We start from the raw sequence: 23,885 nt of genomic DNA, 5'->3' as shown, positions 1-23,885 counted from the left end.
GCGGTTTTGCAACGATACAGGAGTAAATAAGCGCGACGTGTGGATCGGTTCAAACCCGCCATGCGCTGAACGGAGGGCAGGGGGTATCATGGCACAATGGGGAAGGACCGACGCCGCTTTGCCGGGCGTCATTGCAAAAAGCAGGTTCGGCGAATGGTCCGTCGTACTAGCGCTGGCTGCTTTGGCGGCAGGGGCGATGGCGATCACCGCGTTGATAGCAATGCCGAGCGGCGCGTCTCCACTGCTCCAAAACAGTGCGACGGGCTTCTTCGCTGCGGTATTTTTTCTGGCCGGGCCTTTGGCACATCTTACGGGAGTGGTCTTCGGGTTGATGGCCGTTGGTCGCCCAAACGACAATCGTGTGCTCGGCCTGGCTGGCATCGTGGTCAATGGTGCGTCGCTGGCGGCTGGGGTGTTCATGTTGTGGGGAATGGCATCGACTTTTGGCGCATTCACCTGATTTCGGGCAAATATCGCGGACGCACGCGAGCTACGCGAACTACTATCCGCCCGGGCCGTGCCCAAGCGCCTGGAGCGAGCGCGCCATGTTTTGCCGGGCCTGGGTTTCGAAGCGCCGGCGGAATTCCTCGCTGTGAAAGATATGCGGGCGGGTGAGGAAGCCCTTCAGGACGGCGGCACGGCCGGCCCGCCACATCGGCTCGTCGACCCACTGGTATTCGCGGCGAACCGCCTGTTCGTAGGCGTCGAACACGTCAGGCGCAGCACCCAGGATCGCCAGGTCCATGTCGAGGAACAGCGCCGCGTCACGAACCGAATGCTGGTCACCAAGGGGCGGCAATTCGTGGCTGGCAGTGGCAGTGATCATCGCCGCGATGTGGCCGAGGCGTCGTGCGTCGGCGCGGCCGGCGAGCTTCTCCTCGGCAAGTGCGGCACTCCTCGCCTCATTGTCCTTGGCGCGGCTGTCGTAGATCACGTCGTGGAACCAGATCGCCGCTTCGACTGCTTCAGGATCATGCAGCAATGCCTTGTAATCGTTGGCTAGCGCCAGCATCGCCTCGATATGGCCAAGGTCGTGGTAGTGGCGATCTTCGGCCGCATAGAGCGCGGAAAGCTCGCGCTTCAGGGTCTCGTCGATCAAGGTTGCGTTTTCCATGGCTGCTTGAAATTCCGCCAACCCAATCCATTTGACGAAGCACTAAGGAAAATTGAGTTCACCCGTGCTATGATCTGGTTTATAGGTGCGGCCGGAGAATAGGCAAGCCGCCAACCGAGACAGTGGATGCCGAGACATTGGGTGGCCGGAGACATCAGATGAACAGCGTTACGATTTCTCGTCCCACCATGGTGCAGCCGGTAGATCCGATCTGGCGTTCGATTCGCGACGAAGCGATGGAAGCGGTCAACCGCGATCCGCTGCTGGCGGCGTTCCTCTATTCGACCATCCTCAACCAGGAAAACCTGGAAGAAGCGGTCATTCACCGGCTGGCCGAGCGCCTCGCCCACCAGGACATCGGCTCCGACCTCATCCGCCAGACGTTCAAGGCGATGGCGGCCGACGACAATGATTGGTCGACGACGGTGCGCGTCGACATCCAGGCCTATTACGATCGCGATCCGGCCTGCGACCGCTTCATCATGCCGGTGCTCTACTTCAAGGGTTTTCATGCCATCCAGACGCACCGGCTGGCGCATTGGCTGTGGAACCAGGGCCGCCAGGATTTTGCACTGTATTTGCAGAGCCGGTCGTCCTCGGTGTTCCAGACCGACATCAATCCGGCCGCCCGCATCGGCAAGGGCATCTTCCTCGATCACGCCACCGGCCTCGTCGTCGGCCAGACGGCGGTCATCGAGGACGACGTGTCGATCCTGCACGGCGTGACGCTGGGCGGCACCGGCAAGGCCGGCGGCGACCGCCACCCTAAGATCCGCTACGGCGTGCTGATCGGCGCCGGCGCCAAGATCCTCGGCAACATCGAGATCGGCCATTGCTCGAAGATCGCGGCCGGCTCGGTGGTGCTGTCGCCAGTGCCGCACAACAAGACGGTTGCCGGCGTGCCGGCCCGCGTCGTCGGCGAGACCGGCTGCGATCAGCCTTCGCGGCAGATGGACCAGCTGTTGCCATCGCAGACGATGGACCACGTCGTCAGCTTCGACATCTGAGTGCTCGGGCGGGGGCTGAATTCCTGCCCCCTGTGCCGGCTTGCCTTTACATGGCCATTGTCGACGTGCCAGAAGCGCGCTCACCAATGCATGTCGCCCAAAAGTGCCCAGCAGTTTTGGGATAGCGACATGCATGAAGAAGGATTCAAAGCGCGTCGCATCGATCTCTTCAGACGCGACGCACTTTAGCAAGCGACGATCGGAGAAGACTGTTGAAGCCGGACGAAATCAGAAAGCTGGATGCTTATTTCAAGCGCACCTTCCAGAATCCCAAACTCGAAGTGAAGGCGCGGCCGCGCAAGGAAGATTCGGCCGAGGTCTATGTCGGCGACGAGTTCCTCGGCATCGTCTTCAAGGACGAGGACGACGGGGACTATAATTTCTCGATGGCGATCCTCGACATCGATCTGGCCTGAGCCGGAGATTTAGCTGGCCGCTACGCCTCAAGCGCAGCGGCGGTACGGAACCTTGCAAGACGCCGGCGGGACAGCGCCTCCCTCTGGCCTGCCGGCCATCTCCCCCACTTGGGGACCACTTGGGGGGAGATTGGCAGCTTCGGCGCTGCGCTCTTCCTGCAACATTGGAGATTGGCGAAAGCCAAGATGACGGCCGATCTACCCCCTCGTGGAGATGTCCGGCAGGACAGAGAGGGGCGCGAAGGATCCCTGCGGAACGGCTCGTTTCGTTGCTTACCGCCCGGTCTTCAGCACACGCGCTGCCTCGCCCGAAATCGCCGCGTCGAGCGCCTGCCAGTCGCCCAGGAATTCCCGGGGGAAGCGGTAGGTGAGGCTGAGATTGTCGCCGACCAGGATGTCGCGCTCGCAGGGCGCTAGCGATTCGTCCGCGCTCGGGCCGCTCAGGCAGCGTGCGACGAACGGATCCTTGCCGGGGCGGTCGGCGACCGCCAGCACTTCGTTGAGATAGCCCGATTTTTCGCTGAAGGCGTAAAGCGTCGTGCGGCCAGGGCCGGGCGTACCCAGCTTGGCAATCAGCGCACTGTAGATCGGCGCAAAGCGGCCGCTCATGTCGCGCGACATCATCTGCGGCTCGAACGACAGGAAGACGATGTCCTTGCTGGGTCCGGTGTGGTTGAAGTCGTTGCGGGCAGCCTCGCTGTAGCCGTCCATCTCGGGATAGCGCAGATAGAGGTCAAGCCGTGAGGCGATGCCGTCGCGCCGGGCCTGGGCAAAGCGGATGACATTGGCCGGCACGGCGATGATGTTGTTGCCGATGACGACCTTGTGGACCGTGGTGTCGTCGGTGTACCCGGCCATGGCGATCGAGCGGCCGAACCATTTGCCGCCGAGGCTGATCGCCACGGAAAGCAGCGCCAGCGTCGCGAACGCATAAAACACCCGCTTCATCAGCGTCGAATCGACGACGCTGAGTTGCGGGCCCTCCGTGGCGGCTGCCTGCTTCATCGCGGCCCTCGTTTACCGTCCCGTCGGGTGTGCCTGAGCGGCACATTTCGGCGCGGCACGGCTCTTGCTACGCAGCTTTTGCAGGCGACTGTGCGATTTTATGGTAAACGGAGGGTAAAGATGGGGCCGGTCGAACAAATCATATTCAGTTTTATGGCCGGGCTGACGGCTTGCGGCCTGGCCGGATCGGCGATGGAGCTGATCGCCGGCCGCAAGCTTGCCTTCGTCCAGCCCTATGTATCGTCGAAGCACATGCTGCGCTCGCTCGCGGCGACGGCTTGCGCCGGGCCGCTGATGTTCGCCAACGAGGCGCTGGACGCCTGGCGCGAGCGTCGCATCTCGGTGCTGGGGCTGATCTCCTGCGGCTGTACGGCGACCATCTGGGCGCTGGCGCTGGGCATGGTGGTGATCGCCATTGCGTCCTGGGCGGCTTCGCTTCTAGGGTCTGGCAGCTTGTCGGTGTGAGACGATCTGGAGACAGCAATGCCGATCTACGCGATTGACGGAAAAGCGCCCGCCTTCGAGGACGCCGACAGCAACTGGATCGCGCCCAACGCCACGCTGATCGGCAATATCAGGATCGGCCGCAATGCCGGCTTCTGGTTCGGCGTCGTTATCCGCGGCGACGACGAGCCGATCGTCATCGGCGCCGACACAAACGTGCAGGAGCACACAATCATGCACACCGACGCGGGCTTTCCGCTGACCGTCGGCCAAGGCTGCACGATCGGCCACCGTGCCTTGCTGCATGGCTGCACGATCGGCGACAACAGCCTGATCGGCATGGGCGCCATCGTGCTGAACGGCGCCAAGATCGGTAACAACTCGCTGGTCGGGGCCGGCGCGCTGGTCACCGAAGGTAAGCAATTCCCCGACAATTCGCTGATCGTCGGCTCGCCCGCGCGCGTCGTCAGGACGCTCGACGAAGCCGCAATCGCCAGGCTGCGCGCCTCTGCCGCGCATTATGTGGCCAACGGCAAGCGATTCAGGGCTGGGCTGAAGAAGGTCTAGCCGATCCAGAAATGGTGGAGCCGGCCTTGGGGTACCGAAAGCATAGCCACTTCCAAGTCAAACCGGCTGGGCGGTCGGCCGGAACAAGATCTCGTTGATATCGACGTCGTCGGGCTCGTTGATCGCGAAGGCGACCGTGCGGGCAAACGTATCTGGCCCCACGGCGATCTTGCTCACGAAGTCCCTGGTGTCCTGCTGGATATCCTTCTCGCTGATGTGCTCGAGCAACTCTGTGGTGACAGCGCCCGGCGAGATCACCGTGGTGCGGATGTTGTAGGGTTTCACCTCTTTCCGCAGACCCTCGGACAGCGCACGCACGGCGAACTTGGTGGCGCAATAGACCGCCGCACCCGGGTCGACCACATGGCCGTATACGGACGAGACATTGATAATGTGGCCCGATCGCTGTTCCTTCATGTACGGAAGTGCGGCCGCGATGCCGTAAAGGACGCCCTTGATGTTGACGTCGATCATCCGGTCCCATTCGTCAATCTTGAGCCGTTCGAGCGGGGCCAACGGCATGAGGCCCGCATTGTTCAGCATCACGTCGATCCGGCCGAATTCCCGGACCGCCGTGTTCACCAGGTTCTGGACCTGGCCGGCGTCGGTGACGTCCGTAGTGACGGCCTTGGCTTTGAGCCCAGCGGCGGTCAGTTCCTGGACAAGCGCGTCGATGCGGTGTGACCGGCGTGCACCCAGGACCACGGAAGCGCCTCGCGCGGCAAGATGGCGTGCCGTCGCTTCACCGAGGCCACTGCTGGCACCGGTGATGACGACGACCTTGTTCTCGATTCCTTCGGACATGAGATTCTCCTAGACAAGAATTGAAAGAGTTCAGGTGCGGGGGCCGGCCGAGGCGGCGAGCAAGGCCGAACCCGTGAGCAGGACGGCGGCGAGAAGGAAGGCGCTCCACCAGCCGGCCGCGTCGAACAGCAGGCCTCCCGCGATAGCGCCGCCCGCGATCGCGAACTGGATCAGGGCGACCTGGAGTCCGCCCCCGGCCTCCAGGTCTTCAGGGATGAGCGTGGTCATCCAGGTGTTCCACGCCACCGGGATCGGGGTCGCGAACAGTCCCCAAAGAACCAGCAGGCCGGCCGTGGCCCGTGCAAACGGTCCAAAGGCAATCAGCAGTAGAGCGAAGACCGCGAGTGCACTCGGCAGCCCGATCAGCAAGGCTGTGAGGTGCCGCCGGAGTATGAGGCCGATGATCGACAGTCCCGCCAGGCCGCCGAGGCCGACGCCCAACAGAGCCATTGAGAGGGTGTTGACCTCGAGGCCCGTCACGTTTTCCAGAAACGGCCGCAGGTAGATCGAGAGCGCGTTCTGCCCGATGAACGCGAGCCCGGTTGCGCCCATGCCGATGGCGAATCTGCGATTCCGCAGCAAGCGGAACATGCTCGACACCGAGGCGGCCTCCATCGGTAGCATCTTCGGGAGAACGGCCAACTGCCACACGAGCGCCGCAAGGCCGATGGGGACAGTGACGAAAAAGGTTCCCCGCCATCCGATCAGCGATCCGAGGAAGCTGCCGACGGGCGCGGCGATCACCAATGCGAACGCAGTGCCACCCTGGAGCAAGGCAATGGCCTTGGGCAGGTCGGGTCCCGGGGCCAAGCGGGCCAGAATGGCCGTCGACAGTGACCAGAAACCGCCGATCGCGATGCCGACCAGCGCCCGCCCGGCCAGGAAGACCAGGAAGTTGGGAGCAACCGCCACCGCCAGGCTCGATGCGGCCAGCACTGCCGTATGGAGCAGAACCACCGTCCGTCGATCGACGTTTCGCAACAGCGAGTTGCCGAAGAGGCTGGTAACCACGGCGAAGAATCCGGATACCGCGATTGCCTGGCCGGCCTGACCCTCGGAGACGGCCAGATCCTGAGCGATCGGGGTGAGCAGGCTCACCGGCAGGAACTCCAGTCCGACTAGAAGGAAGGTCAGCAGCGACAGGCAGACCACCGCAGACCATGGGGTCGTCGTGCTGTCAGCAGTGGCGGCCTCGCCCAGCGCGAGTTCAATGGTCATAAGGCAGTCTCCTGTCCGTTCCCGAATTAAGTAGTCGGGCTGGCCAAATGCGACTAGCGGGTATAATTTTGATGTGGTTGTGAATGAGGCTCATCAATGCCACGCGACGAGTTCGCCGAAATGCGCGCGTTTCTGGAGATCACCCGGACGCGGAGCTTCACCCGAGCAGCCGCCAAGCTCGGCGTCACTCCTTCGGCTCTTAGCCACACCATCAAGTCGCTGGAGTCGCGGCTTGGCGTCCGTCTTCTGTCTCGCACCACGCGCGACGTGGCCCCGACGGCGGCCGGTCAACGCCTCAAGGAAGGCATCGAACCGCATTTCGAAGGCATCGCGGCTGAGGTCAGCGCTCTCGGCGTCCTGCGCGACAGGCCGTCCGGCAACATTCGCCTGGTGTGCACCGACGATTCGGTCGACATTGTCTTCCGCGCCCGGCTGCCAAAGTTCCTGAGCGACTTCCCCGATATCAATGTCGAGCTGGTGGTCGATAACGCCTTCACCAACATCGTCGAGCGCCAGTTCGACGCCGGTGTTCGGCTGGGCGAGTCCATTGGCCGGGACATGGTAGCCGTGCGCATCGGAGCCGACGTGACCTACACTGTCGTCGGCTCACCCCGTTACTTCGCCCACCGGACACCGCCGCAGACGCCGCAGGAGCTGACCGACCATAACTGCATCAACTACCGGCTGCCGACGTCAGGATCGGTCTATGCATGGGAATTGCGGGAAGGAGCGCGCGAGTTCAGTGCTCGGGTCGAGGGGCAACTGACGCTTAACAACATGGGGCCGGCGATCCAGGCCGCGCTTGACGGAGTGGGCTTGGCCTATCTACCGCGCGAACTCGTCCTGCCACACATTGAGAGTGGCCTTCTTCAGGAAGTCCTGACCAAATGGTGCCCGACGTTCCAGGGTTACCACCTGTACTATCCAAGCCGACGCCATCCCTCTCCGGCGTTTTCCGCCTTTGTCGACGCGTTCCGTATCAGGGGCAAGTAACAGCGTTTCGACGGCAAACGGCAGCTCGTATCCCACAAACGATCGTGAGACAGCTTGGATGACGAAGCGCGGTTGGAGGCAAAGCCGAGATAACTGTATCGAAATGTTGTTCCGCCGGAAATGGTGGAGCCGGCCCGGGGACGGGGCCGGCTCCTTAAACCCGGTCGTTGGGGACGGGGAGGGTGGGGACTCGACCGGGTTTCTCCTAAAGCGCGAAGTCATGCGACGCACTTAACCTCTGTTTTATGCATGTCGTTATCCCACAACCGCTACGCGCTTTTGGGCGACATGCATTGGCGTCCTCAGCGGACGCTGGCGACCGCGTCGGAGCGGCCGTCGTTGATCGTCACCCAGGCGCCGGAATTCCGGTCGGACTGGCGCTTCAGATAGGTGTAGCCGGTATTGGTCCAGGACAGCACCTTGGGCTGGAGATTGTCGAGGATGAACTCGCCAAGACTGGTGCGCACGGTCAGCACAGCATGGCCGTCGCCGTTGCGCTGACGCACGACCGTCATCAGCAGATCGCCGGCCGGCACGCCGATGCTCATCAGCTCGCGGCGCTTTTCCAGCGCATAGTCCTCGCAGTCGCCGAAGCCGTTATTGGGAAAGGACCAGACTTCCTCCTTGCCCCACATTTCCATGTCGGTGCGGGGCGCGACCTTGCTGTTGACCGAATTGTTGATCTTGACGATCGTCGCCCACAGCTTGCGGGTGAGCTCGACCGGTGCCTGGTCAGGCGTCCTCTGATTGCATTCCCGCGGAAACTGCTGGCACAATTCGTAGTGACCGACCGGCTGTGTGGTGCGGCCGCCGGTCTGCATGAAGGCCGGCTCCGCCGCGTTTGCAGTCCCCCAGCCGAAAAGCTGCATCGCTATTGCCGCCAGCAACAGCTTGCCCCTCATCCTGTTCATTATTCCGTCTCCCCGTTTGAGGAGACAATGACACGGCTGGATTTATTTGACGCAAAAGCGCGAAGTAGACATTAAGTAAAACAACAATAGAATAAACATAAAATTTGATGCAATTAAGTATAGAATTGTTTATGGATTCCAGCCGGGTGCGTTCCCATGCTTCGTCGCCCCGTTCGAACAGCTAAGATGGCGGGACGAGGGGGCGCGAAGGTCGCCAGCCTCGCTTCCCGATGGCGCTAACGCTTCCGCGTCAGCCGCGCGGTGAGCTGAATTCGGTATCAAGCGTTTCGGGGCGCTGGATGACGGCGAACTCGATGGCGATGCCATCTTCGAAATGGCGCACCACCTGGCCGCGCATGGTGCCCAGCGTCACCTGGACGCCGATGGCCGGCTTGACGTCGATCTCGATCGCCGCGCCCGACAGCGACAGGTCGATGATGCGGCACTGGTACTGGCGTCCGTCGGCAAGCTGCAGCACGCTCGTCGGGTTGCGCGGCGCGACGCGTTCATGGCGGCGGTCTTCCGGCAAGTCGAGCTCGTGCTTGTTGGCAAGCCAGGTCAGTTGCGCGGCGAGCTTGTCCCTCTTGCGCTCCGACGCGATGACGGTCATCGCAAAGCCATCCTGCAAAGTGCGGGTAATGACGCCCTCGATGCGTCCGATATGATCGATATAGGCAATGACCTTTTCGCCAGCCAGGCCGGCGCGCTCGGTGCGCAGCGAAACGTTGCCGGGCGACATGTCGACTACCTGGCAGGGATGTTCGGTGCGGTCTTCCAGCATGAAGCGTCCGTAAATCTTCACGCGGACGCGCTGAAAGTTACGCCTTTCAGCTTGGGACGGTGCATGGTCGACCGCCGCTGACCTCATCACTGCCATACCCCGTTCGGCATTCCGCGCATGGATGCGGGGAATTTCAGCGGAAAACTACAACAAAGCAGGTTAACAAAGGGGAAAATCCGGCGCTGTTGCTTTAAGCTTTGGGCATCATTCCTCGCGTCCGCCGTCGAAGACGACCAGGTGACGGATGCGGCGGGCCTGGCCGAGCGCCGAAATCGTCTCGGGCGGGTCGTATTCCGACGGGGCGAGCGAGGGAACCTCCATCGCCGGCCGGTTCTTCAGGAACATCGGCTCCTTGTCGGGATCGACGACACGGATCGAATCGATCAACGCGTCGAAAACCGGGTCCGCGCCCAGCCAGAAGGGCTTTTCGACGGCGCTTATCACGCCGAGGCAGCGCGGGCTCTCGACCCCGCCGTCGAGCGGCAGCGCGAGCAGCTCAAACCTGTTGGAGCGGCCATTGCGGCTGAAACCCTCATAGGTAATGAGGGCCGCCGATTTCAGGTCGAAGACGCCGTCGGTGAGCTTCGAGATCAGCCGCTGGTCCTTTTCGCGCCACAGCGAAGGGAATGAAAATCCCTTTAATTCGCGGCCATAGACTGCGCAAAGCCTGGTGCCGGCGAGCCGGAACACCGCTTCGCCGCGCGTGTCCTTTTCCAGGATGAACGTGTCGGCCAGCAGCGACTTGATGTCGGCCGGTTCGACTTCCGAGCGCTTCGGGGCAGGGCGTCCGTCACGCAACCGGTTCCAATAATGGAACAGCGTGATCGATCCGGTCTGGTTCATGCTAATGCTGCTCCGCGCATTCTGTCTTCAGATGTCCCATCGGTGAACAGAAGGGCGCCCTCCGAAGACCTACATGCGTTGCGGAGCAGGATGCGTGCCAGCATCGTTAATACTTGTTCACGGGTCGGGGCGGTTAAGGTTAACAACTAGTTTACGTTGCGCGCCTGCCAGCCCTGTGGCACACAAAAACCACTCCAGAAGCGGTCGTTTTGCGACGATCGGCAGCACTTCAGTCAAGAGTTCAGGGGGAGCAAGGGGGCTCGACCAGCCGTTCAAGGGAAACCTTGGACGGCTTCTTTTTCGATTCGGGCCTGCTGATTCGCCGTTTGTGATTCGGTTGGCCGTGATCTACATGCTCGCGAAGTCCAATCCAGCGACTGAGTGCAAGCCATATGAGTGACCCAGAAAGCCCACCGGAGATCGAGCAGGGCCAGGGTGGGCCTGTCGCCCGCGAACCGGAGCAGCGCCGCGAGCCGGTGTTCAACCTGCCGCCCGTGGTGCTGGCGGTGATCGGCATCTGCGTCGCGGTCCATCTGATCCGGGTCTATTGGCTGACCGACGACCAGGACTTCGAACTGCTTGTCCGGGCTGCCTTCGTGCCGATTCGCTATTCCGGCCGCTTCGACCTGGATTTCTTCGCGTTTTCAAGCCCTTTTACCTATGCCTTCCTGCATGGCGGCTTTGCCCATCTTGCCATCAATATGGTGTGGCTTGCGGCCTTCGGCTCACCGTTGGCCAACCGCTTCGGCGCGCTGCGCTTCAGCCTGTTCTTCGCCGCCACCGGACTGGCGGCGGTGGCGCTGTTCTGGGCCATGCACCCGCTTGGCGACGCACCGCTGGTCGGCGCCTCCGGCGCGATTTCCGGCATGATGGGCGCGGCGGCGCGCTACGGCTTCCGCATCGACCGCTCGTCGGGCAGGGCCGCCTTCGCTGGCCGGCCCTTACCGATGGCGGCGGTCCTCCGCTCGCGCGGCGTCGTCACCTTTCTCGCCATGTGGATGGTGATCAACCTGGCGACCGGCCTCTTCGGCCTGGCGCCCGGCATTGACGGCCAGATCGCCTGGGAAGCCCATATTGGCGGCTTTGTTGCCGGCTTCTTCGGCCTGCGGTTTTTTGATCGGCGAGAGCAGGTGCCCCGGCAGACGGAGGAGCCGGAGAGCTGAGACCTCCGCACTTGAAAAGCAACCGATCGCGGCGCACCATGTTCATCCCAGGGAAAGCCGGCCAGGGCAGGAGCCGGCAGGAAATGCAGAGGAGGACGCCATGACTGTTAAGGCAATTCTCGAGGCGAAAGGCCACGACGTGGTGACGCTCGGGCCGAACGAAAAGCTCAGCGAAGCCATCCGCATGCTTTCCGAACACAGGATCGGCGCGCTGGTCATCACCAACGGCGATCACAAGATCGTCGGCATTCTTTCCGAGCGCGATGTGGTGCGGGTTCTCGCCAAGGAGGGAGCCGCGGCGCTCGACCTTGCCATCCGCTCGGCGATGACGCCCAAGGTGAAGATCTGCAATGAGAACCACACCGTCAACGAGGTGATGGAGATCATGACCAAGGGTCGCTTCCGCCATCTGCCGGTGGAAAAGAACGGGCTGCTCGACGGCATCGTGTCGATCGGCGATGTGGTCAAGCGGCGCATCGAGGATGTCGAGCGCGAGGCCGAGGAGATCAGGGCCTATATCGCCACGGCATGAGGCGGCGGCGGCCGGGTTGCCGGCCATTTGAATTTTTCAAGCTGCTATAGCAGTCCATCGCGGCAGCTGCGGGCCTGTGCCGCGTCGGCACCTGCGGCTTGGCGCTTGTCTCGCGAAGCGGTTTGCACTAGCGAAGTTGCACACCAAAATATGCGTTCCGCATATCCGCAATTCCAATATGCAGGCCCTTATGAGCATCATCGATACCCGCACGCCCGACGCCAAGCGCCTGGTTCCCGGCGCCACCGGCGACTGGGAGATCATCATCGGCCTCGAAGTCCACGCGCAGGTGACCTCGCAGGCAAAGCTGTTTTCCGGCGCCTCGACCACTTTCGGCGCCGCGCCCAATGCCAATGTCAGCCTGGTCGATGCGGCGATGCCTGGCATGCTGCCGGTGATCAACGAGGAATGCGTCAAGCAGGCGATCCGTACCGGTCTGGGCCTGAAGGCCCAGATCAACCACAAATCGGTCTTCGACAGGAAAAACTATTTCTACCCCGACCTGCCGCAGGGCTACCAGATCTCGCAGTTCAAGCAACCGATCGTCGGCGAGGGCAAGGTGATCGTCTCCGTCGGCCCCGACCGGCAGGGCGAGTTCGAGGATATCGAGGTCGGCATCGAGCGCCTGCATCTGGAGCAGGATGCCGGCAAGTCGATGCACGACCAGCATGCGACGATGTCCTATGTCGATCTCAACCGCTCCGGCGTGGCGCTGATGGAGATCGTTTCGAAGCCGGATATGCGCTCCGCCGATGAAGCCAAGGCCTATGTCACCAAGCTGCGCACCATCGTGCGCTACCTCGGCACGTGCGACGGCAACATGGACGAAGGCTCGCTGCGCGCCGACGTCAACGTCTCGGTACGCCGGCCTGGCGGTGAATTCGGCACGCGCTGCGAGATCAAGAACGTCAACTCGATCCGTTTCATCGGCCAGGCCATCGACTCCGAGGCGCGCCGCCAGATCGCCATCCTGGAGGACGGCGGCAAGATCGACCAGGAAACGCGGCTGTTCGATCCCAATAAGGGCGAAACGCGCTCGATGCGTTCCAAGGAAGAAGCGCACGACTATCGCTATTTCCCGGATCCCGACCTTCTGCCGCTGGAATTCGACCAGGCCTATGTCGATGCGCTGGCAAAGGACCTGCCTGAACTTCCGGACGCCAAGAAGGCACGGCTGATCTCCTCGCTCGGCCTGTCGACCTACGACGCCTCGATCCTGGTATCGGAAAAGGCGGTCGCCGACTATTTCGAGAAGGTGGCCGCTGGTCGCGATGGCAAGCTTGCCGCCAACTGGGTCATCAACGATTTGCTGGGTGCGTTGAACAGAGCCGGCAAGAGTATTGAAAATGCTCCGGTTTCGCCCGATCAGCTCGGCGCGGTCATCGATCTGATCAAGGAGGGCACCATCTCCGGCAAGATCGCCAAGGATCTGTTCGAGATCGTCTGGAACGAGGGCGGCGATCCGCGTCAGCTGGTCGAAAGCCGCGGCATGAAGCAGGTCACCGATACCGGGGCTATCGAAACGGCGGTGGACGAGGTGATCGCCGCCAACCCGGACAAGGTCGAACAGGCGCGCGCCAAGCCGACCATGGCCGGCTGGTTCGTCGGCCAGGTGATGAAGGCGACCGGCGGCAAGGCCAACCCGCAGGTGGTCAACGAGCTGGTCAAGGCCAAGCTCGGGATCGAATAGGATGTTCGTCCGCACCGCCAGCGAGCGCGATCTTGCGGCGGTGCGCGCATTGCTGGTGGAGACATGGCACGCCACCTATGACGCCATCTACGGCGCGGCGCGGGTCACCGAAATCACCGACGAATGGCATTCGATCGCCGCGCTCAAAGCGCGGTTGACACGACCGAACTCGGAATTCCTGGTCGCGGACGACGGCAAAAGCATCGGTGGCATGGCTTTCGCGGCCGCCACGACGGATGCCGGGGTCGTCATGCTGAACCAGCTTTACGTGCATCCGGCCTGGCAGAGGCAAGGCATCGGCCAGGCCCTGCTGGACGAGATCGAGGCCAGCTTTCCGGAGGCCCGAACGCTGCGCGTCGAGGTCGAGGAAGCAAGTGCTCCGGCCGTTGCCTTTTACCGCTCGAGAGGGTTCACGCCCGCCGGCAACACGGCCGATTGCGGCGGCGCCTCAGGATTGCCGGCGCTGGTTTTGGAGAAGGCGATCGGCTAGCTCGTTCGCCTGGCGCTCAGTTGCGTTTCACGGGCAGGTTGAAGCAGCCGGCGGCGAGAAACTCGCACGGCAGGCTGCCGCCGCCGCCCGACGTGTGCGGGGGCGTAGCGGCTTCGATCTTTTCGACCTCGTAATATTTCGAGGTGACGCCCCATTTTTTAACGCCCTGGCACGTCGAGCGCACGCCAACCTCCGTCGCCTTTGCCGCCGTCTTGTAATAGGTGGTGATCCGGCAGGATTGGCTGACCGGCAGCGCGTTCGCCGGGATCGTGACCGGCGGCAGGAAGTTCGGGAAGGCAAGCAGCGAGATTGCCGCAATGATCCGGACGGCGGGCATGGTGTGGGGAAAGTGCAGCATCGTGCACCTCCATCGATGGCGCCGCTCGCTCGTGGCGCAGCGGCGGGTTTGTTCCCGCAAGATCAGGCCATGAAGCCAGCGCTGCCGCATCTGCCGCGCGGGGGATGGCGGCAGCGGTCTGAACCGCCGCCGCCATCCGCGAGCGGCCGCGTCAGGGCGTTTTCGGCTTGATGAGCGTCTTTATCGGAACGGCGACTTTTGGGGGCCGGACCGTACTGGTTCCACCATCGACGGCCAGCTCGCCGCTGTTGAGATAGCGCACCGTATAGTGCAGCTCATAGGCGGGAACTCTGATCCATGTAGGCTTGGGATTGAACTGGTCCGGCGGCCTCGAATACCACTTCGGGATCAGCATGATCTTGGAACCGGCATCGAATCCCGCAGTCTTGGCCGCTACTGCGAAGGCGCTGTCTCTGGGATCGTTCGGCGGCTGGTCGACATTGCCGATGACGACCAGCGAATCGTATTTTCGCGCGTCGAGCCGTACTGCGGGAAGGTTCAGCGCAGCCGCGTCGCCTTCGCGCATGGTCAGCGCCTTCTGAAGGCCGTCCTCATTGGCGTAGAGGTTGAGGTTTATAGCCTCGGATTCCGCATAGACGACATTGTTGTGGAAGTCGCGGGCTGACAGGCGTGTGAGGCTGTCGAAGGTGACTTCAACCGTCGGCTTGGCTATGGCGTCCGTCACCACCAGGTTGCGCCGCGGCACCGTCCAGAAGATGAGATCATCGCCGGTAGCCTGCGTGCCGGCATCGGAGCCGTCTATTGCCGAGCATTTCGAATTTGGAACCGGCGTCGTCACCGGTAGGGGTGCCGAAAACGAGTTGCGTACCTGCGCGTCGATGTAATTGCCGACGTTGAAAACGTCCTCGAGGATGTTGCCGCCCTCGAAGCTCGCCGGGCCGGGTTGCGAGCGGATGATGACCTGGCTGGAATCGGTCTGCCAGCCGCTGCAGAAGACGTTGACGTCTATGGGAATGCCGATGTGGCGGTCGGAGGTCACAGGGATCGAGACTTTGATGGTCAGGATGTAAGGAACTTTGATAAACCAGCTGTTCGGCTGGTTCAGCATCTGCGTCGCAAAGCGCGACGGCCGCCATTGCTTCAGCGATTCGATCGATGCGCGCGACGATCGTCCCTGGGCGGCCAGCTGTGCGTTGGTGGCGTCGACCTTGGCTTGCGCCAGGTTGCGGACGGTGTTGGTGATCAGGAACACGCCGAGTTCGGCTTTGCAGGGCCTGTTCGATTGTGTGGCGTTGCATGGGGCAAGTGCCGCACTAGGAACCGGCGGCCCCGAAGGCGGCGGCTGGGCGGCCGCGGTGGCCGCCATCAGGCAGAAGAACAGCATCATGCAGGTTTTCAACATGGTATCCTCGCTCTCTGGTTGGAAACCACCCTCCGGCTAGACGCCAGCACTTCTTCGATAGCGGTTCATCGCCCGCACGGGGGATGAACCGCGAAACATCGGGCCGGCCCAGCGACGTCGAGCCGCCGTCCTTTCGGGTCGGACATCTACTGCTTCACGACGCCTTTGGTTGTCGCCTTCGGCGCGACGACCTTGGGCTTGGGGGTTTTCGGGCCGGGGTCGACTACCAATGCAGCCGTGCAGGAGCACTTGCCCGAACCGCAGTTCAGGTCGCCCTTGCACATTTTGGAATGCCGCATATCGGTGCAGTCGGCGGTCCCGGAGCAGGAGCAACTGCCTTGCCCGATCGTTCCGGACTGACATTTGAAGCTCCATGCCGGACCGGCGGCAAGGCCGGCCACAGCGAGCGATAAGGCAAAAAGCGTCGTCGAGATGAGTTTGCGCATGAATACCTCCCGGTTCTATCGAGCGATGGAACCACGAAGCAGCAACGCCTTCATCTCCCGCGCGGGGGACGAACTCGCATACCGGTGACGATCGTCAATGCTGTCCCTTCAGCACGACGAGATAGCCGCGTTCGACGCGAAGCCGGAACGCGATTTGCCCTGCAGTGCCGGGATCCTTGGAAACCTTGTCAATAACATAGCCGCTGGGATGCGAGCCAAGCCATTCTTCCGGTTTGTCGGTGCTTTCGAACGGCCTTTGCAACCCGGCCAGGAAGCCGACTTCGCCTTGATAGTCGAAAGCCACGGCCCAGTCCGCATCCTTTCGCTCGTCGATGAAGTTGGCGAGCGGCGTCAGGTCATAGCGTTTGAACGCGGTTGCCGATGCCACCGCGTGGCCGATGCCGAAAATGACAAGCATGACGACGGCCGAGCTTTTCAGCCTGGCGAGCGGGATCTCCGCCATGAAATAGCCGAACAGGATGGTCACGAACGGCAACATCGGCACGACATAGTGAGGCTGCTTGCCGGATATCGCGCTGAACGCCAGCAACACGGCAACGAACGAGAACGACAGCAGGCGCAAGGCGCGCAGATCCGGCGACTTCGTCTCGATCAGGCTGCGTATCCGCGTGCGCAGCTTCAACCGCCAGACCTCGGGTATGAAGATCCACGGTATGAACATGACCGGCAGCAGCAGCAGATAGAAATAGAACGGCCGGCCGTGCGAATTGCGCAAATTGCCGGTGACGCGCCCCGCCGATTGGTTCCAGACCAGATCATAGACGAAACTGCCCTTTGTCAGGATCGTCGCCGGCACCAGCCAGATCGCCACCGGAATCAGCGCGGCAAGCACTGCCAGGCCCACTCCAGCGAGGAAGTTCGGTGTCGTCAGTCCCGCCCGTCGGTCGCGCCAGAACGGGTAGAACAGGATGGGCGCGCCGATATGGATCAGCACCACCGGGCCTTTCGTCAGCACGCCCATGCCGATGAACAGCCCGGCCAGAACGGCCTGCCAGCGATTGCCGCTCCGGGCAAAGGCAATCAACGACAACAGCGCGGCGAGCACAAAGACCGTCAGCAACAGGTCGAATAGGATCAGCGTCGAATAGATGACGAACACGCAGCTTCCAGCAACCAGCCAGGGGATGCGCCGTGCGATGTCGTCGCGGCCCGGAAACAGGGTCTTTGCCAAAGCCGTCGTCAGCCAGATGACGAGCGAGGAGGCGGCGAAGATGACCAGCATCGCGGCCGGCCGGCTGGCGCCGAAAATCTTCCAGACAAGGTCGATAAGCCAAAACAGCAGAGGCGGCTTCTGCAGATAGGGCGCGAAATTCATCGTCGGGACGAAGATCTGTCCGCTCAGATACATTTCCCAGGTGACGCTGAGATATCGCGTTTCGTCGACGGGCAGCAGTGGCCGGAAAGCGACTGCGATTACGATCAGCCCAAGCAAAAAGAGGTAGGGGAGCAGCCGCTTGGTAGATGTCGGTGTCAAAGATTGAGATCCGCGCCAGAAACCATTTTCTTTCCAGCCGAGCAGAGTGCTGCGTTTCTGGACCGCGAACGACCGCACCACGATTTTGGCCGAATTGCAACGATGCCGGTTTCGTTTCCCAGATTTTGCGGACGATGGTGGCAAAGGTTGAAAAACTTACCGGCCGAGTCATTTGGACCACCGCCGGTTCGAGAATCTGCGCAAATCAACTGGAGCGCAACGGCGGTGACAATTCGCGCATCAAGAGTTCGAGCTCGCGCTGATCGCCGGTGCCGGTCTTGTCGAAGATCGTCGCCAGCTGCGACTTGACGGTGCCGTCCGAGACGCCGCCGGCCGCGGCGATTTCCTTTCGCGTCAGGCCGGCGGCAACGTGACCGGCGACTCGCCTTTCTGCCGCGGTCAGTCCGAACAGCGCCGCAATGGCGTCCAGCGCCGGGGTCGGTGTCGAACCGGCCGCGGCGATGAAGATCGCTGCGGCGGCCCGCTGCGAGATGCGCGCCGAGATTTCACGCCGCGCCAGCGGCATAACATGGGCCACCGCCGGAACGGCCGTCTTGGCCAGGGGAATGTTGATGCCGCAAGGTCCGAGTGCGAATTCGTCGCGCGTGCCGAGCTGGACGGCACGGCCGATCGCGGCGTTGGCGTTGGCATAGGTGAAGGACAGCTGTCCGCGCACGCAAGCGACCGAAATGTTTTCGGCGAGCAGCGCTTCGGCTGACGGGTTGGCGAAGATGATGGTCATGTCTTCGGCGACGATCAGCACCGGATGGTCGAGGCTTTCGATGATGGAGCGGAAGATTTCGGCCTTGCGCCGCTCGGCCTCGAACAGGTCGCCGATGGTCACCGCGCGCCGCACATGCGGCGCCAGCAGGCAGACAAGCTCGAGATCCTCGCGGGAAATCTGGCGTCTGTCCTTGTCGGTCACCACCATTAGCGTACCGATCCGGGTCGGCCGCTTCATCAACGCCACCCAGAAGAAATCGTCCAGCCGGTTGGGTTGTACCCATTCGCGCACGATGCGGCTTTCGAGCCATCTCTGTCGTGTATCCGGGCCTTGCAGGGCGTAGATCGAATCGACGGTGAAGGGCACGTCGATCTCCATCTTGGGAACCGCCGCATAGAACGGTACTTGCGAGCCGTAGTCATGCTTCAACGGCTCAAGAACTGCGGGATCGCCGCAGGATACCGAAAACCGCGCAGAGCTGCTGATCGTGTCGATGACGGCGAGCATGGCAAGCCGGCCTTCCGCCAGATTGCAGATGGCCTCGAGTGTCGCCTGCCAGCGGTCGACGTCGGCAATCGAATCGTAGATCGCCTCAACGACCTGCGGCAATGCGCGACCGGCCGTGCCCGCCAGCGATGACATAAACCCCTCTCATTTGCCGTCCTAGGCAACGAAGCATCAACTGTTAGAATAACGCTGCGTAAGGTTGCCAACAACTTATTTCATCTGCTTCGGACGGCCGCGAAAATAGCATGAACGTATCGCTTTTCCGTCAGCCATTTGCTCGCCGGTTGCGGCAAGACCCTTGCCTTCGCAATGCCGTGACGCCATAAGCAGGTACAGGCGCCGCAGCCGCCGCGAGGACTTGCCACAAGGACTTGCCACGAGGATTTGGATGAAGACTTTCCTTCTGCAGTTTTTCACCTGGTGGAACAGCCAGACATTGGGAACGCGCTTTCACACCTGGCGGCATGGCAAGAAGGTCGGGCAGGACGAGGTCGGCAACGTCTACTATGAGGGCGGCGTCGATTCGGAAGGCCGCACCCGCCGCTGGGTCATCTACCGCGACTATTCGGAAGCCTCGGCGATTCCGCCCGGCTGGCATGGCTGGATCCATCACCGTGTAGACGTTCCGCCGCCAAGCGAAGACTACAAGCCACGCGACTGGCAAAAGCCGCATGTGCCGAACCTCACCGGCAGCCCCGCAGCCTATCGGCCGAAGGGGTCGGTGCTGACCAACCGGCATCGTCCGCAGGTGACGGGCGACTACGACGCCTGGACGCCCGGTTCGTGATCGATCGCCGCGACAGGCCGCGGTCCCCCACGGAGGCGGTCCCCACGCGGGCGGTCCTTTGTCGCCACAATTACTGTTTAGCTGTTTGCTGATCCGACAGCAGCAACTAGCCTTGGCGTTAAGAGAATCACCCGGGCGCAAATCACCGGACCTTGCATGAGCATGTTCAGCCGAATTTTGACGGGCGGATTAACCGCGGTCGTTCTCGCTTCCATGGTGGCGCTTGCCGCTGCGCAGGAATTGGCGCCGCCTGCGCCGGACGCGTCGGTAGCGCCTGCAGCACCGGCAGTATCCGAACGCCTCACCAATCCCGTCGCTGAATTCGCCGGCATCGACAAGATCACCGGCCGGATCATCACCTTCGATGTCTATATCGACGAGACGGTGCAGTTCGGCGCTTTGCAGGTGACGCCGCGCATCTGCTATTCGCGGCCCGAAAACGAAGAGCCGAAGACGGATTCGTTCGTCGAGGTCGACGAGATCACGCTCGACCGGAAGATACGCCGTATCTTCACCGGCTGGATGTTTGCCGAAAGCCCCGGGATCAACGCCGTCGAGCATGCCGTCTATGATATCTGGCTGAAGGGCTGCAAGCAGAAGTCCGACGTGCCGGCACCCGCCGCCCCCAAAACCAACTAGAATCTGTCAGCGCGCGGCGGATACCGCGCCCCGCGGAACCGCCGCGTTCCCCGAGCGTTGGTGCCTCTCTACGGAGGAGGTTGCCATGATGATGGCCAACAAGAACGAACTTCTCGACATCGAAAGGGGATTCTGGAGCGGCGACGCCGACTACTTCAAGGCCAATGCCGATACCGAATGCCTGGTGGCCTTCCCGCAGATGGCGCGGGTGATGAGCAATTCCGATCTGGCCGAAACCGCCACGGACCAGAACCGCTGGCGCGATCTCGACATCGACCTCAAGGGCATCATCGAGCCGGGCAGCGACATCGTCATGCTGACCTACGAGGCGCGTGCGACCCGGCAAAATGGCGAAGCCTATGCGGCGCTGGTCAGCACTGGCTATGTCCACCGCGTCAATGGCTGGAAGATGATGTTCCACGCACAGACGCCGCTGTGACGGCAGCAAAAAGCTGACTGGCCGCTAGAGCAATTCCACGAAAAGTGAACGGTTTCCGTCCGGAATTCTGTGAAAAACGATGAACCATTCTCCAGGTTATGGAAAAAACACCGCCTCGCCCTTCAGCGCCTCGGCCAGCATCTTCTCGTACTTGCCGCGCGGCACGTCGATTGCGCCGAAGCGTTTGAGATGCTCGGTGGTGAACTGCGTGTCGAGCAGTGCAAAGCCGCGCGCCTTCAGGCGTTCGACGAGGTGAACCAGGCAGGCCTTTGACGCGTCGGTCTCCCTGGCGAACATGCTCTCGCCGAAAAACACGCGGCCGAGCGATACGCCGTAGAGCCCGCCGACCAACCGGTCGTCGTGCCAGGCCTCGACCGAATGGCAATGGCCCATCCGATGCAGCTCGATATAGGCTTCGCGGATCGGCGCGTTGATCCAGGTCGACCGACGTTCCTCGCGCCTTTCGGCGCAGGCCTCGATCGTCGCCTCGAAGTCGAAATCGATACGGAACTCGAACAGGTTCTTGCGGATCGTCTTTCTCAGGCTTTTCGGTATGTGGAACCCGTCGAGCGGAATGATGCCGCGCGTCTCCGGCCGCACCCAGAATACTTCGGGGTCATTGGCGCTTTCGGCCATCGGGAAGACGCCGGAGGCATAGGCTTTGAGCAAAAGGTCGGTCGGGATGCGATAACCGGGTGCGTAGGGACGGGTCATCGCTTCGCCCCTGTATCACTCGCCTTCGGCCAGGTATTTTTCCAGCCAGTGGATGTCGTAGTCGCCATTGGCGATGTCGGCGTTGCCAACGAGGTCGCGAAACAGCGGCAGCGTCGTTTTGATGCCGTCGACGACGAATTCGTCGAGCGCGCGCCGCAGCCGCATCATGCACTCGACGCGGTTGCGGCCGTGCACGATCAGCTTGCCGATCAGGCTGTCGTAGTAGGGTGGGATCTTGTAGCCCGAATAGACGCCGGAATCGACGCGGATACCGAGGCCGCCCGGCGTGTGAAAGTGGGTGATGGTGCCTGGCGAGGGGGTGAAGGTGCGCGGATCCTCGGCGTTGATGCGGCATTCGATGGCATGGCCGTGGAAGCGGATATCCTCCTGGCGCACCGAAAGCCCGCCGCCCGAGGCGACGCGGATCTGCTCGTGCACGAGATCGATGCCGGTGATCGCCTCGGTCACCGGATGTTCGACCTGCAGGCGCGTGTTCATCTCGATGAAATAGAACTCGCCGTCCTCATAGAGGAATTCGATGGTGCCGGCGCCGGAATAGCCGAGATCGGCGATGGCCCTGGCGCAGACGCCGCCAATATGCGCGCGCTCCTCGGCATTGAGCGCCGGCGAGGGCGCTTCTTCCCAGACCTTCTGGTGGCGGCGCTGCAGCGAGCAGTCGCGCTCGCCGAAATGCACGCCGCGCCCGGCGCCATCGCCGAACACCTGCACTTCGATATGGCGCGGCTTCTGCAGATATTTCTCGATGTAGACGGCGTCGTCGCCGAAGGCCGCACCCGCCTCCGAGCGTGCCGTCTGCAGCGCCACCTCGAGGTCGGCCTCGCTATGCGCCACTTTCATGCCGCGCCCGCCGCCGCCGGCCGACGCCTTGATGATCACAGGGTAGCCGATCGCGGCGGCAATGCGCTTGGCTTCCTTGTCCTCGGTGACCGCGCCGTCGGAGCCGGGCACCACGGGGATGCCGAGGCGCTTTGCCGTGCGCTTGGCCTCGATCTTGTCACCCATAATGCGGATATGGTCGCCGGTCGGGCCGATGAAGGTGATGTTGTGCGCGGCGAGGATGTCGGCGAACTTGGCGTTCTCCGACAGAAAACCGTAGCCGGGATGCACTGCGTCGGCGCCGGTGATCTCGCAGGCGGCGACGATCTGGTGGATGTTGAGATAGCTGTCGCGCGACGGCGGCGGGCCGATGCAGACGCTCTCGTCGGCGAGACGCACATGCATGGCGTCGGCGTCGGCGGTCGAATGCACCACCACCGTCTGGATGCCGAGCTCCTTGCAGGCGCGCAGCACCCTGAGGGCGATTTCGCCGCGATTGGCGATGAGGATTTTCTGGAACATCTTTCGCCTGTTCCCGGCTCTACTCGATCACAACGAGCGGCATGCCATATTCGACCGGTTGCGCGTCTTCGAACAGGATCGCCGTCACCGTGCCGGCGCGCGGCGAGGGGATCTGGTTCATCGTCTTCATCGCCTCGATGATCAGCAGCGTCTGGCCTTCCTTGACCTTCTGTCCGACCTCGATGAACGCCTTGGCGTCGGGCGACGGCGCCAGATAGGCTGTGCCGACCATCGGCGAGGCGACGGCGTTCTTCGACACGTCGGGCGCCGCCGGCACGGCGGCTGCCGCGGGCTGCGCGGCTGCCGGCGCGTGGGCCGGCTGCGCTGCGGCGACAGCATGGACGGCCGGCGCCTGCCGCGAGACGCGCACCTTCAGATCGCCCAGCTCGACCTCGATCTCGGTCAGGTTGGTGTCGTTCAGTATGCCCGCCAGATCGCGGATCAGCTGCTGGTCAACACCGTTCTTCTTTATCGACATTTTCGAGCCTTCTGTTTGTTGGCCGGTCATAGGCGTGCAGCCAGCGCCTGCAGCGCCAGCGTGTAGCCGAGCGGCCCGAACCCGCAGATCATGCCGACGGCGACCGGCGCGACCATGGAGACGTGGCGGAATGGTTCCCGCGCATGGATGTTGGAAAGATGCACCTCAGCTACCGGCAGCGGCGCGACGGCGCGGATGGCATCGTGAATGGCGATCGAGGTATGGCCGTAGGCGCCCGGATTGATGACGATTGCGGCGGCCTTGTCGGCGGCCTCCTGGATCCAGTCGACGAGGTCGCCCTCATGGTTCGACTGGCGGAAATCGATCTCCAGCCCAAGTGCGGCACCTGCCTGCTTGCAGTCGTCGGCGATCGCGGCAAGCGTCTTGCCGCCATAGATACCAGGCTCGCGCTTGCCGAGCGCGTTGAGATTGGGGCCGTTCAGGACGAAAACCGTTTTCAAAAAATGCCGACCTTTCCCGGCGCGGCTAAGCCGGCGCGCCGGACCCTCTATAATGGGCATAGACGCTGGCGAAAAGAGCGCAAGTGCGTTCTTTCGCCGTCCACAACAGCCGGAAAACGGCCCGCGCCGGAAACCCG

The 23,885-nt window shown here is 62.5% G+C and carries 29 protein-coding genes; 13 read left to right on the top strand and 16 right to left on the bottom strand.

The annotated features are described in order from the left end of the window. Window positions 1-88 precede the first annotated feature (88 nt). Window positions 89-460, top strand: coding sequence for a hypothetical protein (locus tag NKJ13_RS18030; RefSeq protein ID WP_352777951.1), 372 nt, complete (start codon window positions 89-91; stop codon window positions 458-460). Between the two features lie 42 nt (window positions 461-502). Here NKJ13_RS18030 and NKJ13_RS18025 read toward each other — a convergent pair whose 3' ends face one another. Beyond that, window positions 503-1,114, bottom strand: coding sequence for an HD domain-containing protein (locus NKJ13_RS18025; RefSeq protein ID WP_352777949.1), 612 nt, complete (start codon window positions 1,112-1,114; stop codon window positions 503-505). A gap of 158 nt (window positions 1,115-1,272) precedes the next feature. Here NKJ13_RS18025 and cysE point away from each other — a divergent pair, with 158 nt between their 5' ends. Both cysE and NKJ13_RS18015 read left to right on the top strand, forming a co-directional pair. Continuing rightward, window positions 1,273-2,121, top strand: coding sequence for a serine O-acetyltransferase (gene cysE, locus NKJ13_RS18020; protein ID WP_352649215.1), 849 nt, complete (start codon window positions 1,273-1,275; stop codon window positions 2,119-2,121). 212 nt (window positions 2,122-2,333) lie between these two features. Continuing rightward, the gene (locus tag NKJ13_RS18015) at window positions 2,334-2,537 is read left to right on the top strand and encodes a DUF3126 family protein (RefSeq protein WP_023674799.1); all 204 of its coding nucleotides are present in this window, start codon (window positions 2,334-2,336) and stop codon (window positions 2,535-2,537) included. Window positions 2,538-2,810: 273 nt separating this feature from the next. Here NKJ13_RS18015 and NKJ13_RS18010 read toward each other — a convergent pair whose 3' ends face one another. Next, complete coding sequence (locus tag NKJ13_RS18010) at window positions 2,811-3,542, bottom strand: hypothetical protein (RefSeq protein WP_352777948.1); 732 nt, start codon at window positions 3,540-3,542, stop codon at window positions 2,811-2,813. Between the two features lie 120 nt (window positions 3,543-3,662). Here NKJ13_RS18010 and NKJ13_RS18005 point away from each other — a divergent pair, with 120 nt between their 5' ends. Together NKJ13_RS18005 and NKJ13_RS18000 are read left to right on the top strand one after the other, a co-directional pair. Then, window positions 3,663-4,007 (top strand): DUF6949 family protein, encoded by a 345-nt coding sequence (locus NKJ13_RS18005; protein ID WP_352508582.1) that lies wholly within the window; start codon window positions 3,663-3,665, stop codon window positions 4,005-4,007. A gap of 18 nt (window positions 4,008-4,025) precedes the next feature. Continuing rightward, window positions 4,026-4,553, top strand: a complete 528-nt coding sequence (locus NKJ13_RS18000; RefSeq protein ID WP_352777946.1) for a gamma carbonic anhydrase family protein — start codon at window positions 4,026-4,028, stop codon at window positions 4,551-4,553. A gap of 57 nt (window positions 4,554-4,610) precedes the next feature. Here the strand turns inward: NKJ13_RS18000 and NKJ13_RS17995 are convergent, their stop codons facing one another. Continuing rightward, the gene (locus NKJ13_RS17995) at window positions 4,611-5,357 is read right to left on the bottom strand and encodes an SDR family oxidoreductase (RefSeq protein ID WP_352777943.1); all 747 of its coding nucleotides are present in this window, start codon (window positions 5,355-5,357) and stop codon (window positions 4,611-4,613) included. A 30-nt stretch (window positions 5,358-5,387) separates the two neighbouring features. Then, the gene (locus NKJ13_RS17990) at window positions 5,388-6,575 is read right to left on the bottom strand and encodes an MFS transporter (RefSeq protein ID WP_352777942.1); all 1,188 of its coding nucleotides are present in this window, start codon (window positions 6,573-6,575) and stop codon (window positions 5,388-5,390) included. Window positions 6,576-6,671: 96 nt separating this feature from the next. Between NKJ13_RS17990 and NKJ13_RS17985 the strand changes: the two genes are divergently transcribed. Next, window positions 6,672-7,568 (top strand): LysR family transcriptional regulator, encoded by an 897-nt coding sequence (locus NKJ13_RS17985; RefSeq protein ID WP_352777940.1) that lies wholly within the window; start codon window positions 6,672-6,674, stop codon window positions 7,566-7,568. Between the two features lie 302 nt (window positions 7,569-7,870). Here NKJ13_RS17985 and NKJ13_RS17980 read toward each other — a convergent pair whose 3' ends face one another. The 3 genes from NKJ13_RS17980 to NKJ13_RS17970 all read right to left on the bottom strand — a co-directional run bounded on the left by NKJ13_RS17980 (window position 7,871) and on the right by NKJ13_RS17970 (window position 10,103). Next, on the bottom strand, window positions 7,871-8,470 hold the full coding sequence (locus tag NKJ13_RS17980; protein ID WP_352778012.1) for a transglutaminase-like cysteine peptidase: 600 nt from the start codon (window positions 8,468-8,470) through the stop codon (window positions 7,871-7,873). 259 nt (window positions 8,471-8,729) lie between these two features. Then, the gene (locus NKJ13_RS17975; protein WP_254817716.1) at window positions 8,730-9,347 is read right to left on the bottom strand and encodes a PilZ domain-containing protein; all 618 of its coding nucleotides are present in this window, start codon (window positions 9,345-9,347) and stop codon (window positions 8,730-8,732) included. A gap of 117 nt (window positions 9,348-9,464) precedes the next feature. After that, window positions 9,465-10,103, bottom strand: a complete 639-nt coding sequence (locus NKJ13_RS17970) for a PAS domain-containing protein (protein WP_352649221.1) — start codon at window positions 10,101-10,103, stop codon at window positions 9,465-9,467. A 392-nt stretch (window positions 10,104-10,495) separates the two neighbouring features. Between NKJ13_RS17970 and NKJ13_RS17965 the strand changes: the two genes are divergently transcribed. The 4 genes from NKJ13_RS17965 to NKJ13_RS17950 all read left to right on the top strand — a co-directional run bounded on the left by NKJ13_RS17965 (window position 10,496) and on the right by NKJ13_RS17950 (window position 13,978). Next, window positions 10,496-11,266 (top strand): rhomboid family intramembrane serine protease, encoded by a 771-nt coding sequence (locus tag NKJ13_RS17965; protein WP_352508576.1) that lies wholly within the window; start codon window positions 10,496-10,498, stop codon window positions 11,264-11,266. Between the two features lie 100 nt (window positions 11,267-11,366). Further along, complete coding sequence (locus NKJ13_RS17960; protein ID WP_023717464.1) at window positions 11,367-11,798, top strand: CBS domain-containing protein; 432 nt, start codon at window positions 11,367-11,369, stop codon at window positions 11,796-11,798. Between the two features lie 190 nt (window positions 11,799-11,988). Continuing rightward, a complete protein-coding gene (gene gatB, locus NKJ13_RS17955) occupies window positions 11,989-13,488 on the top strand; it encodes an Asp-tRNA(Asn)/Glu-tRNA(Gln) amidotransferase subunit GatB (protein ID WP_352649222.1) in 1,500 nt (499 codons plus the stop codon). Window position 13,489: 1 nt separating this feature from the next. Further along, window positions 13,490-13,978 (top strand): GNAT family N-acetyltransferase, encoded by a 489-nt coding sequence (locus tag NKJ13_RS17950; protein ID WP_352508574.1) that lies wholly within the window; start codon window positions 13,490-13,492, stop codon window positions 13,976-13,978. Window positions 13,979-13,994: 16 nt separating this feature from the next. Here the strand turns inward: NKJ13_RS17950 and NKJ13_RS17945 are convergent, their stop codons facing one another. From NKJ13_RS17945 to NKJ13_RS17925, 5 genes are all read right to left on the bottom strand, one after another. Then, a complete protein-coding gene (locus NKJ13_RS17945) occupies window positions 13,995-14,336 on the bottom strand; it encodes a hypothetical protein (protein WP_352508573.1) in 342 nt (113 codons plus the stop codon). A 151-nt stretch (window positions 14,337-14,487) separates the two neighbouring features. Continuing rightward, window positions 14,488-15,699 (bottom strand): hypothetical protein, encoded by a 1,212-nt coding sequence (locus tag NKJ13_RS17940; protein WP_352777938.1) that lies wholly within the window; start codon window positions 15,697-15,699, stop codon window positions 14,488-14,490. A gap of 146 nt (window positions 15,700-15,845) precedes the next feature. Continuing rightward, on the bottom strand, window positions 15,846-16,145 hold the full coding sequence (locus NKJ13_RS17935) for a hypothetical protein (protein ID WP_352508571.1): 300 nt from the start codon (window positions 16,143-16,145) through the stop codon (window positions 15,846-15,848). A 94-nt stretch (window positions 16,146-16,239) separates the two neighbouring features. Beyond that, window positions 16,240-17,640, bottom strand: a complete 1,401-nt coding sequence (locus tag NKJ13_RS17930) for an ArnT family glycosyltransferase (protein ID WP_352777937.1) — start codon at window positions 17,638-17,640, stop codon at window positions 16,240-16,242. A gap of 205 nt (window positions 17,641-17,845) precedes the next feature. After that, the gene (locus NKJ13_RS17925; protein WP_352739734.1) at window positions 17,846-19,006 is read right to left on the bottom strand and encodes a helix-turn-helix transcriptional regulator; all 1,161 of its coding nucleotides are present in this window, start codon (window positions 19,004-19,006) and stop codon (window positions 17,846-17,848) included. 253 nt (window positions 19,007-19,259) lie between these two features. On the opposite strand from NKJ13_RS17925, the gene NKJ13_RS17920 reads away from it, so the two are divergent. From NKJ13_RS17920 to NKJ13_RS17910, 3 genes are all read left to right on the top strand, one after another. Beyond that, window positions 19,260-19,658 carry an NADH:ubiquinone oxidoreductase subunit NDUFA12 gene (locus NKJ13_RS17920; protein ID WP_254817092.1) on the top strand — a complete coding sequence of 133 codons (399 nt, stop codon included), beginning with the start codon at window positions 19,260-19,262 and terminating at the stop codon, window positions 19,656-19,658. Window positions 19,659-19,814: 156 nt separating this feature from the next. Then, window positions 19,815-20,297, top strand: coding sequence for a DUF2155 domain-containing protein (locus NKJ13_RS17915; protein ID WP_352739736.1), 483 nt, complete (start codon window positions 19,815-19,817; stop codon window positions 20,295-20,297). A gap of 88 nt (window positions 20,298-20,385) precedes the next feature. After that, complete coding sequence (locus NKJ13_RS17910; protein ID WP_352705115.1) at window positions 20,386-20,736, top strand: hypothetical protein; 351 nt, start codon at window positions 20,386-20,388, stop codon at window positions 20,734-20,736. A gap of 96 nt (window positions 20,737-20,832) precedes the next feature. Here the strand turns inward: NKJ13_RS17910 and aat are convergent, their stop codons facing one another. From aat to aroQ, 4 genes are read right to left on the bottom strand one after another with little or no spacing between them, the layout of a single operon-like run. Then, window positions 20,833-21,450, bottom strand: a complete 618-nt coding sequence (gene aat / locus NKJ13_RS17905) for a leucyl/phenylalanyl-tRNA--protein transferase (protein WP_292662502.1) — start codon at window positions 21,448-21,450, stop codon at window positions 20,833-20,835. A 15-nt stretch (window positions 21,451-21,465) separates the two neighbouring features. After that, entirely contained in the window at window positions 21,466-22,809 is a 1,344-nt protein-coding gene (accC, locus tag NKJ13_RS17900; RefSeq protein WP_352477446.1) for an acetyl-CoA carboxylase biotin carboxylase subunit, read from the bottom strand. A gap of 19 nt (window positions 22,810-22,828) precedes the next feature. Further along, window positions 22,829-23,287, bottom strand: a complete 459-nt coding sequence (gene accB / locus NKJ13_RS17895) for an acetyl-CoA carboxylase biotin carboxyl carrier protein (protein ID WP_352477448.1) — start codon at window positions 23,285-23,287, stop codon at window positions 22,829-22,831. A gap of 26 nt (window positions 23,288-23,313) precedes the next feature. Then, window positions 23,314-23,748 carry a type II 3-dehydroquinate dehydratase gene (gene aroQ / locus NKJ13_RS17890; RefSeq protein WP_031211260.1) on the bottom strand — a complete coding sequence of 145 codons (435 nt, stop codon included), beginning with the start codon at window positions 23,746-23,748 and terminating at the stop codon, window positions 23,314-23,316. Window positions 23,749-23,885 lie beyond the last annotated feature (137 nt).

It is taken from the genome of Mesorhizobium sp. M0174, from assembly GCF_040322275.1.
GTDB lineage: Bacteria > Pseudomonadota > Alphaproteobacteria > Rhizobiales > Rhizobiaceae > Mesorhizobium.
This window is presented reverse-complemented; position numbering and strand designations above follow the sequence as displayed.

Coding starts and splice junctions, on each gene's coding strand:
- NKJ13_RS18030 (WP_352777951.1), top strand. CDS start 89: ATGGCACAATGGGGAAGGACCGACGCCGCTTTGCCGGGCGTCATTGCA.
- NKJ13_RS18025 (WP_352777949.1), bottom strand. CDS start 1,114: ATGGAAAACGCAACCTTGATCGACGAGACCCTGAAGCGCGAGCTTTCC.
- cysE (WP_352649215.1), top strand. CDS start 1,273: ATGAACAGCGTTACGATTTCTCGTCCCACCATGGTGCAGCCGGTAGAT.
- NKJ13_RS18010 (WP_352777948.1), bottom strand. CDS start 3,542: ATGAAGCAGGCAGCCGCCACGGAGGGCCCGCAACTCAGCGTCGTCGAT.
- NKJ13_RS18005 (WP_352508582.1), top strand. CDS start 3,663: ATGGGGCCGGTCGAACAAATCATATTCAGTTTTATGGCCGGGCTGACG.
- NKJ13_RS18000 (WP_352777946.1), top strand. CDS start 4,026: ATGCCGATCTACGCGATTGACGGAAAAGCGCCCGCCTTCGAGGACGCC.
- NKJ13_RS17995 (WP_352777943.1), bottom strand. CDS start 5,357: ATGTCCGAAGGAATCGAGAACAAGGTCGTCGTCATCACCGGTGCCAGC.
- NKJ13_RS17990 (WP_352777942.1), bottom strand. CDS start 6,575: ATGACCATTGAACTCGCGCTGGGCGAGGCCGCCACTGCTGACAGCACG.
- NKJ13_RS17985 (WP_352777940.1), top strand. CDS start 6,672: ATGCCACGCGACGAGTTCGCCGAAATGCGCGCGTTTCTGGAGATCACC.
- NKJ13_RS17980 (WP_352778012.1), bottom strand. CDS start 8,470: ATGAGGGGCAAGCTGTTGCTGGCGGCAATAGCGATGCAGCTTTTCGGC.
- NKJ13_RS17975 (WP_254817716.1), bottom strand. CDS start 9,347: ATGAGGTCAGCGGCGGTCGACCATGCACCGTCCCAAGCTGAAAGGCGT.
- NKJ13_RS17970 (WP_352649221.1), bottom strand. CDS start 10,103: ATGAACCAGACCGGATCGATCACGCTGTTCCATTATTGGAACCGGTTG.
- NKJ13_RS17965 (WP_352508576.1), top strand. CDS start 10,496: ATGAGTGACCCAGAAAGCCCACCGGAGATCGAGCAGGGCCAGGGTGGG.
- NKJ13_RS17960 (WP_023717464.1), top strand. CDS start 11,367: ATGACTGTTAAGGCAATTCTCGAGGCGAAAGGCCACGACGTGGTGACG.
- gatB (WP_352649222.1), top strand. CDS start 11,989: ATGAGCATCATCGATACCCGCACGCCCGACGCCAAGCGCCTGGTTCCC.
- NKJ13_RS17950 (WP_352508574.1), top strand. CDS start 13,490: ATGTTCGTCCGCACCGCCAGCGAGCGCGATCTTGCGGCGGTGCGCGCA.
- NKJ13_RS17945 (WP_352508573.1), bottom strand. CDS start 14,336: ATGCTGCACTTTCCCCACACCATGCCCGCCGTCCGGATCATTGCGGCA.
- NKJ13_RS17940 (WP_352777938.1), bottom strand. CDS start 15,699: ATGTTGAAAACCTGCATGATGCTGTTCTTCTGCCTGATGGCGGCCACC.
- NKJ13_RS17935 (WP_352508571.1), bottom strand. CDS start 16,145: ATGCGCAAACTCATCTCGACGACGCTTTTTGCCTTATCGCTCGCTGTG.
- NKJ13_RS17925 (WP_352739734.1), bottom strand. CDS start 19,006: ATGTCATCGCTGGCGGGCACGGCCGGTCGCGCATTGCCGCAGGTCGTT.
- NKJ13_RS17920 (WP_254817092.1), top strand. CDS start 19,260: ATGAAGACTTTCCTTCTGCAGTTTTTCACCTGGTGGAACAGCCAGACA.
- NKJ13_RS17915 (WP_352739736.1), top strand. CDS start 19,815: ATGAGCATGTTCAGCCGAATTTTGACGGGCGGATTAACCGCGGTCGTT.
- NKJ13_RS17910 (WP_352705115.1), top strand. CDS start 20,386: ATGATGGCCAACAAGAACGAACTTCTCGACATCGAAAGGGGATTCTGG.
- aat (WP_292662502.1), bottom strand. CDS start 21,450: ATGACCCGTCCCTACGCACCCGGTTATCGCATCCCGACCGACCTTTTG.
- accC (WP_352477446.1), bottom strand. CDS start 22,809: ATGTTCCAGAAAATCCTCATCGCCAATCGCGGCGAAATCGCCCTCAGG.
- accB (WP_352477448.1), bottom strand. CDS start 23,287: ATGTCGATAAAGAAGAACGGTGTTGACCAGCAGCTGATCCGCGATCTG.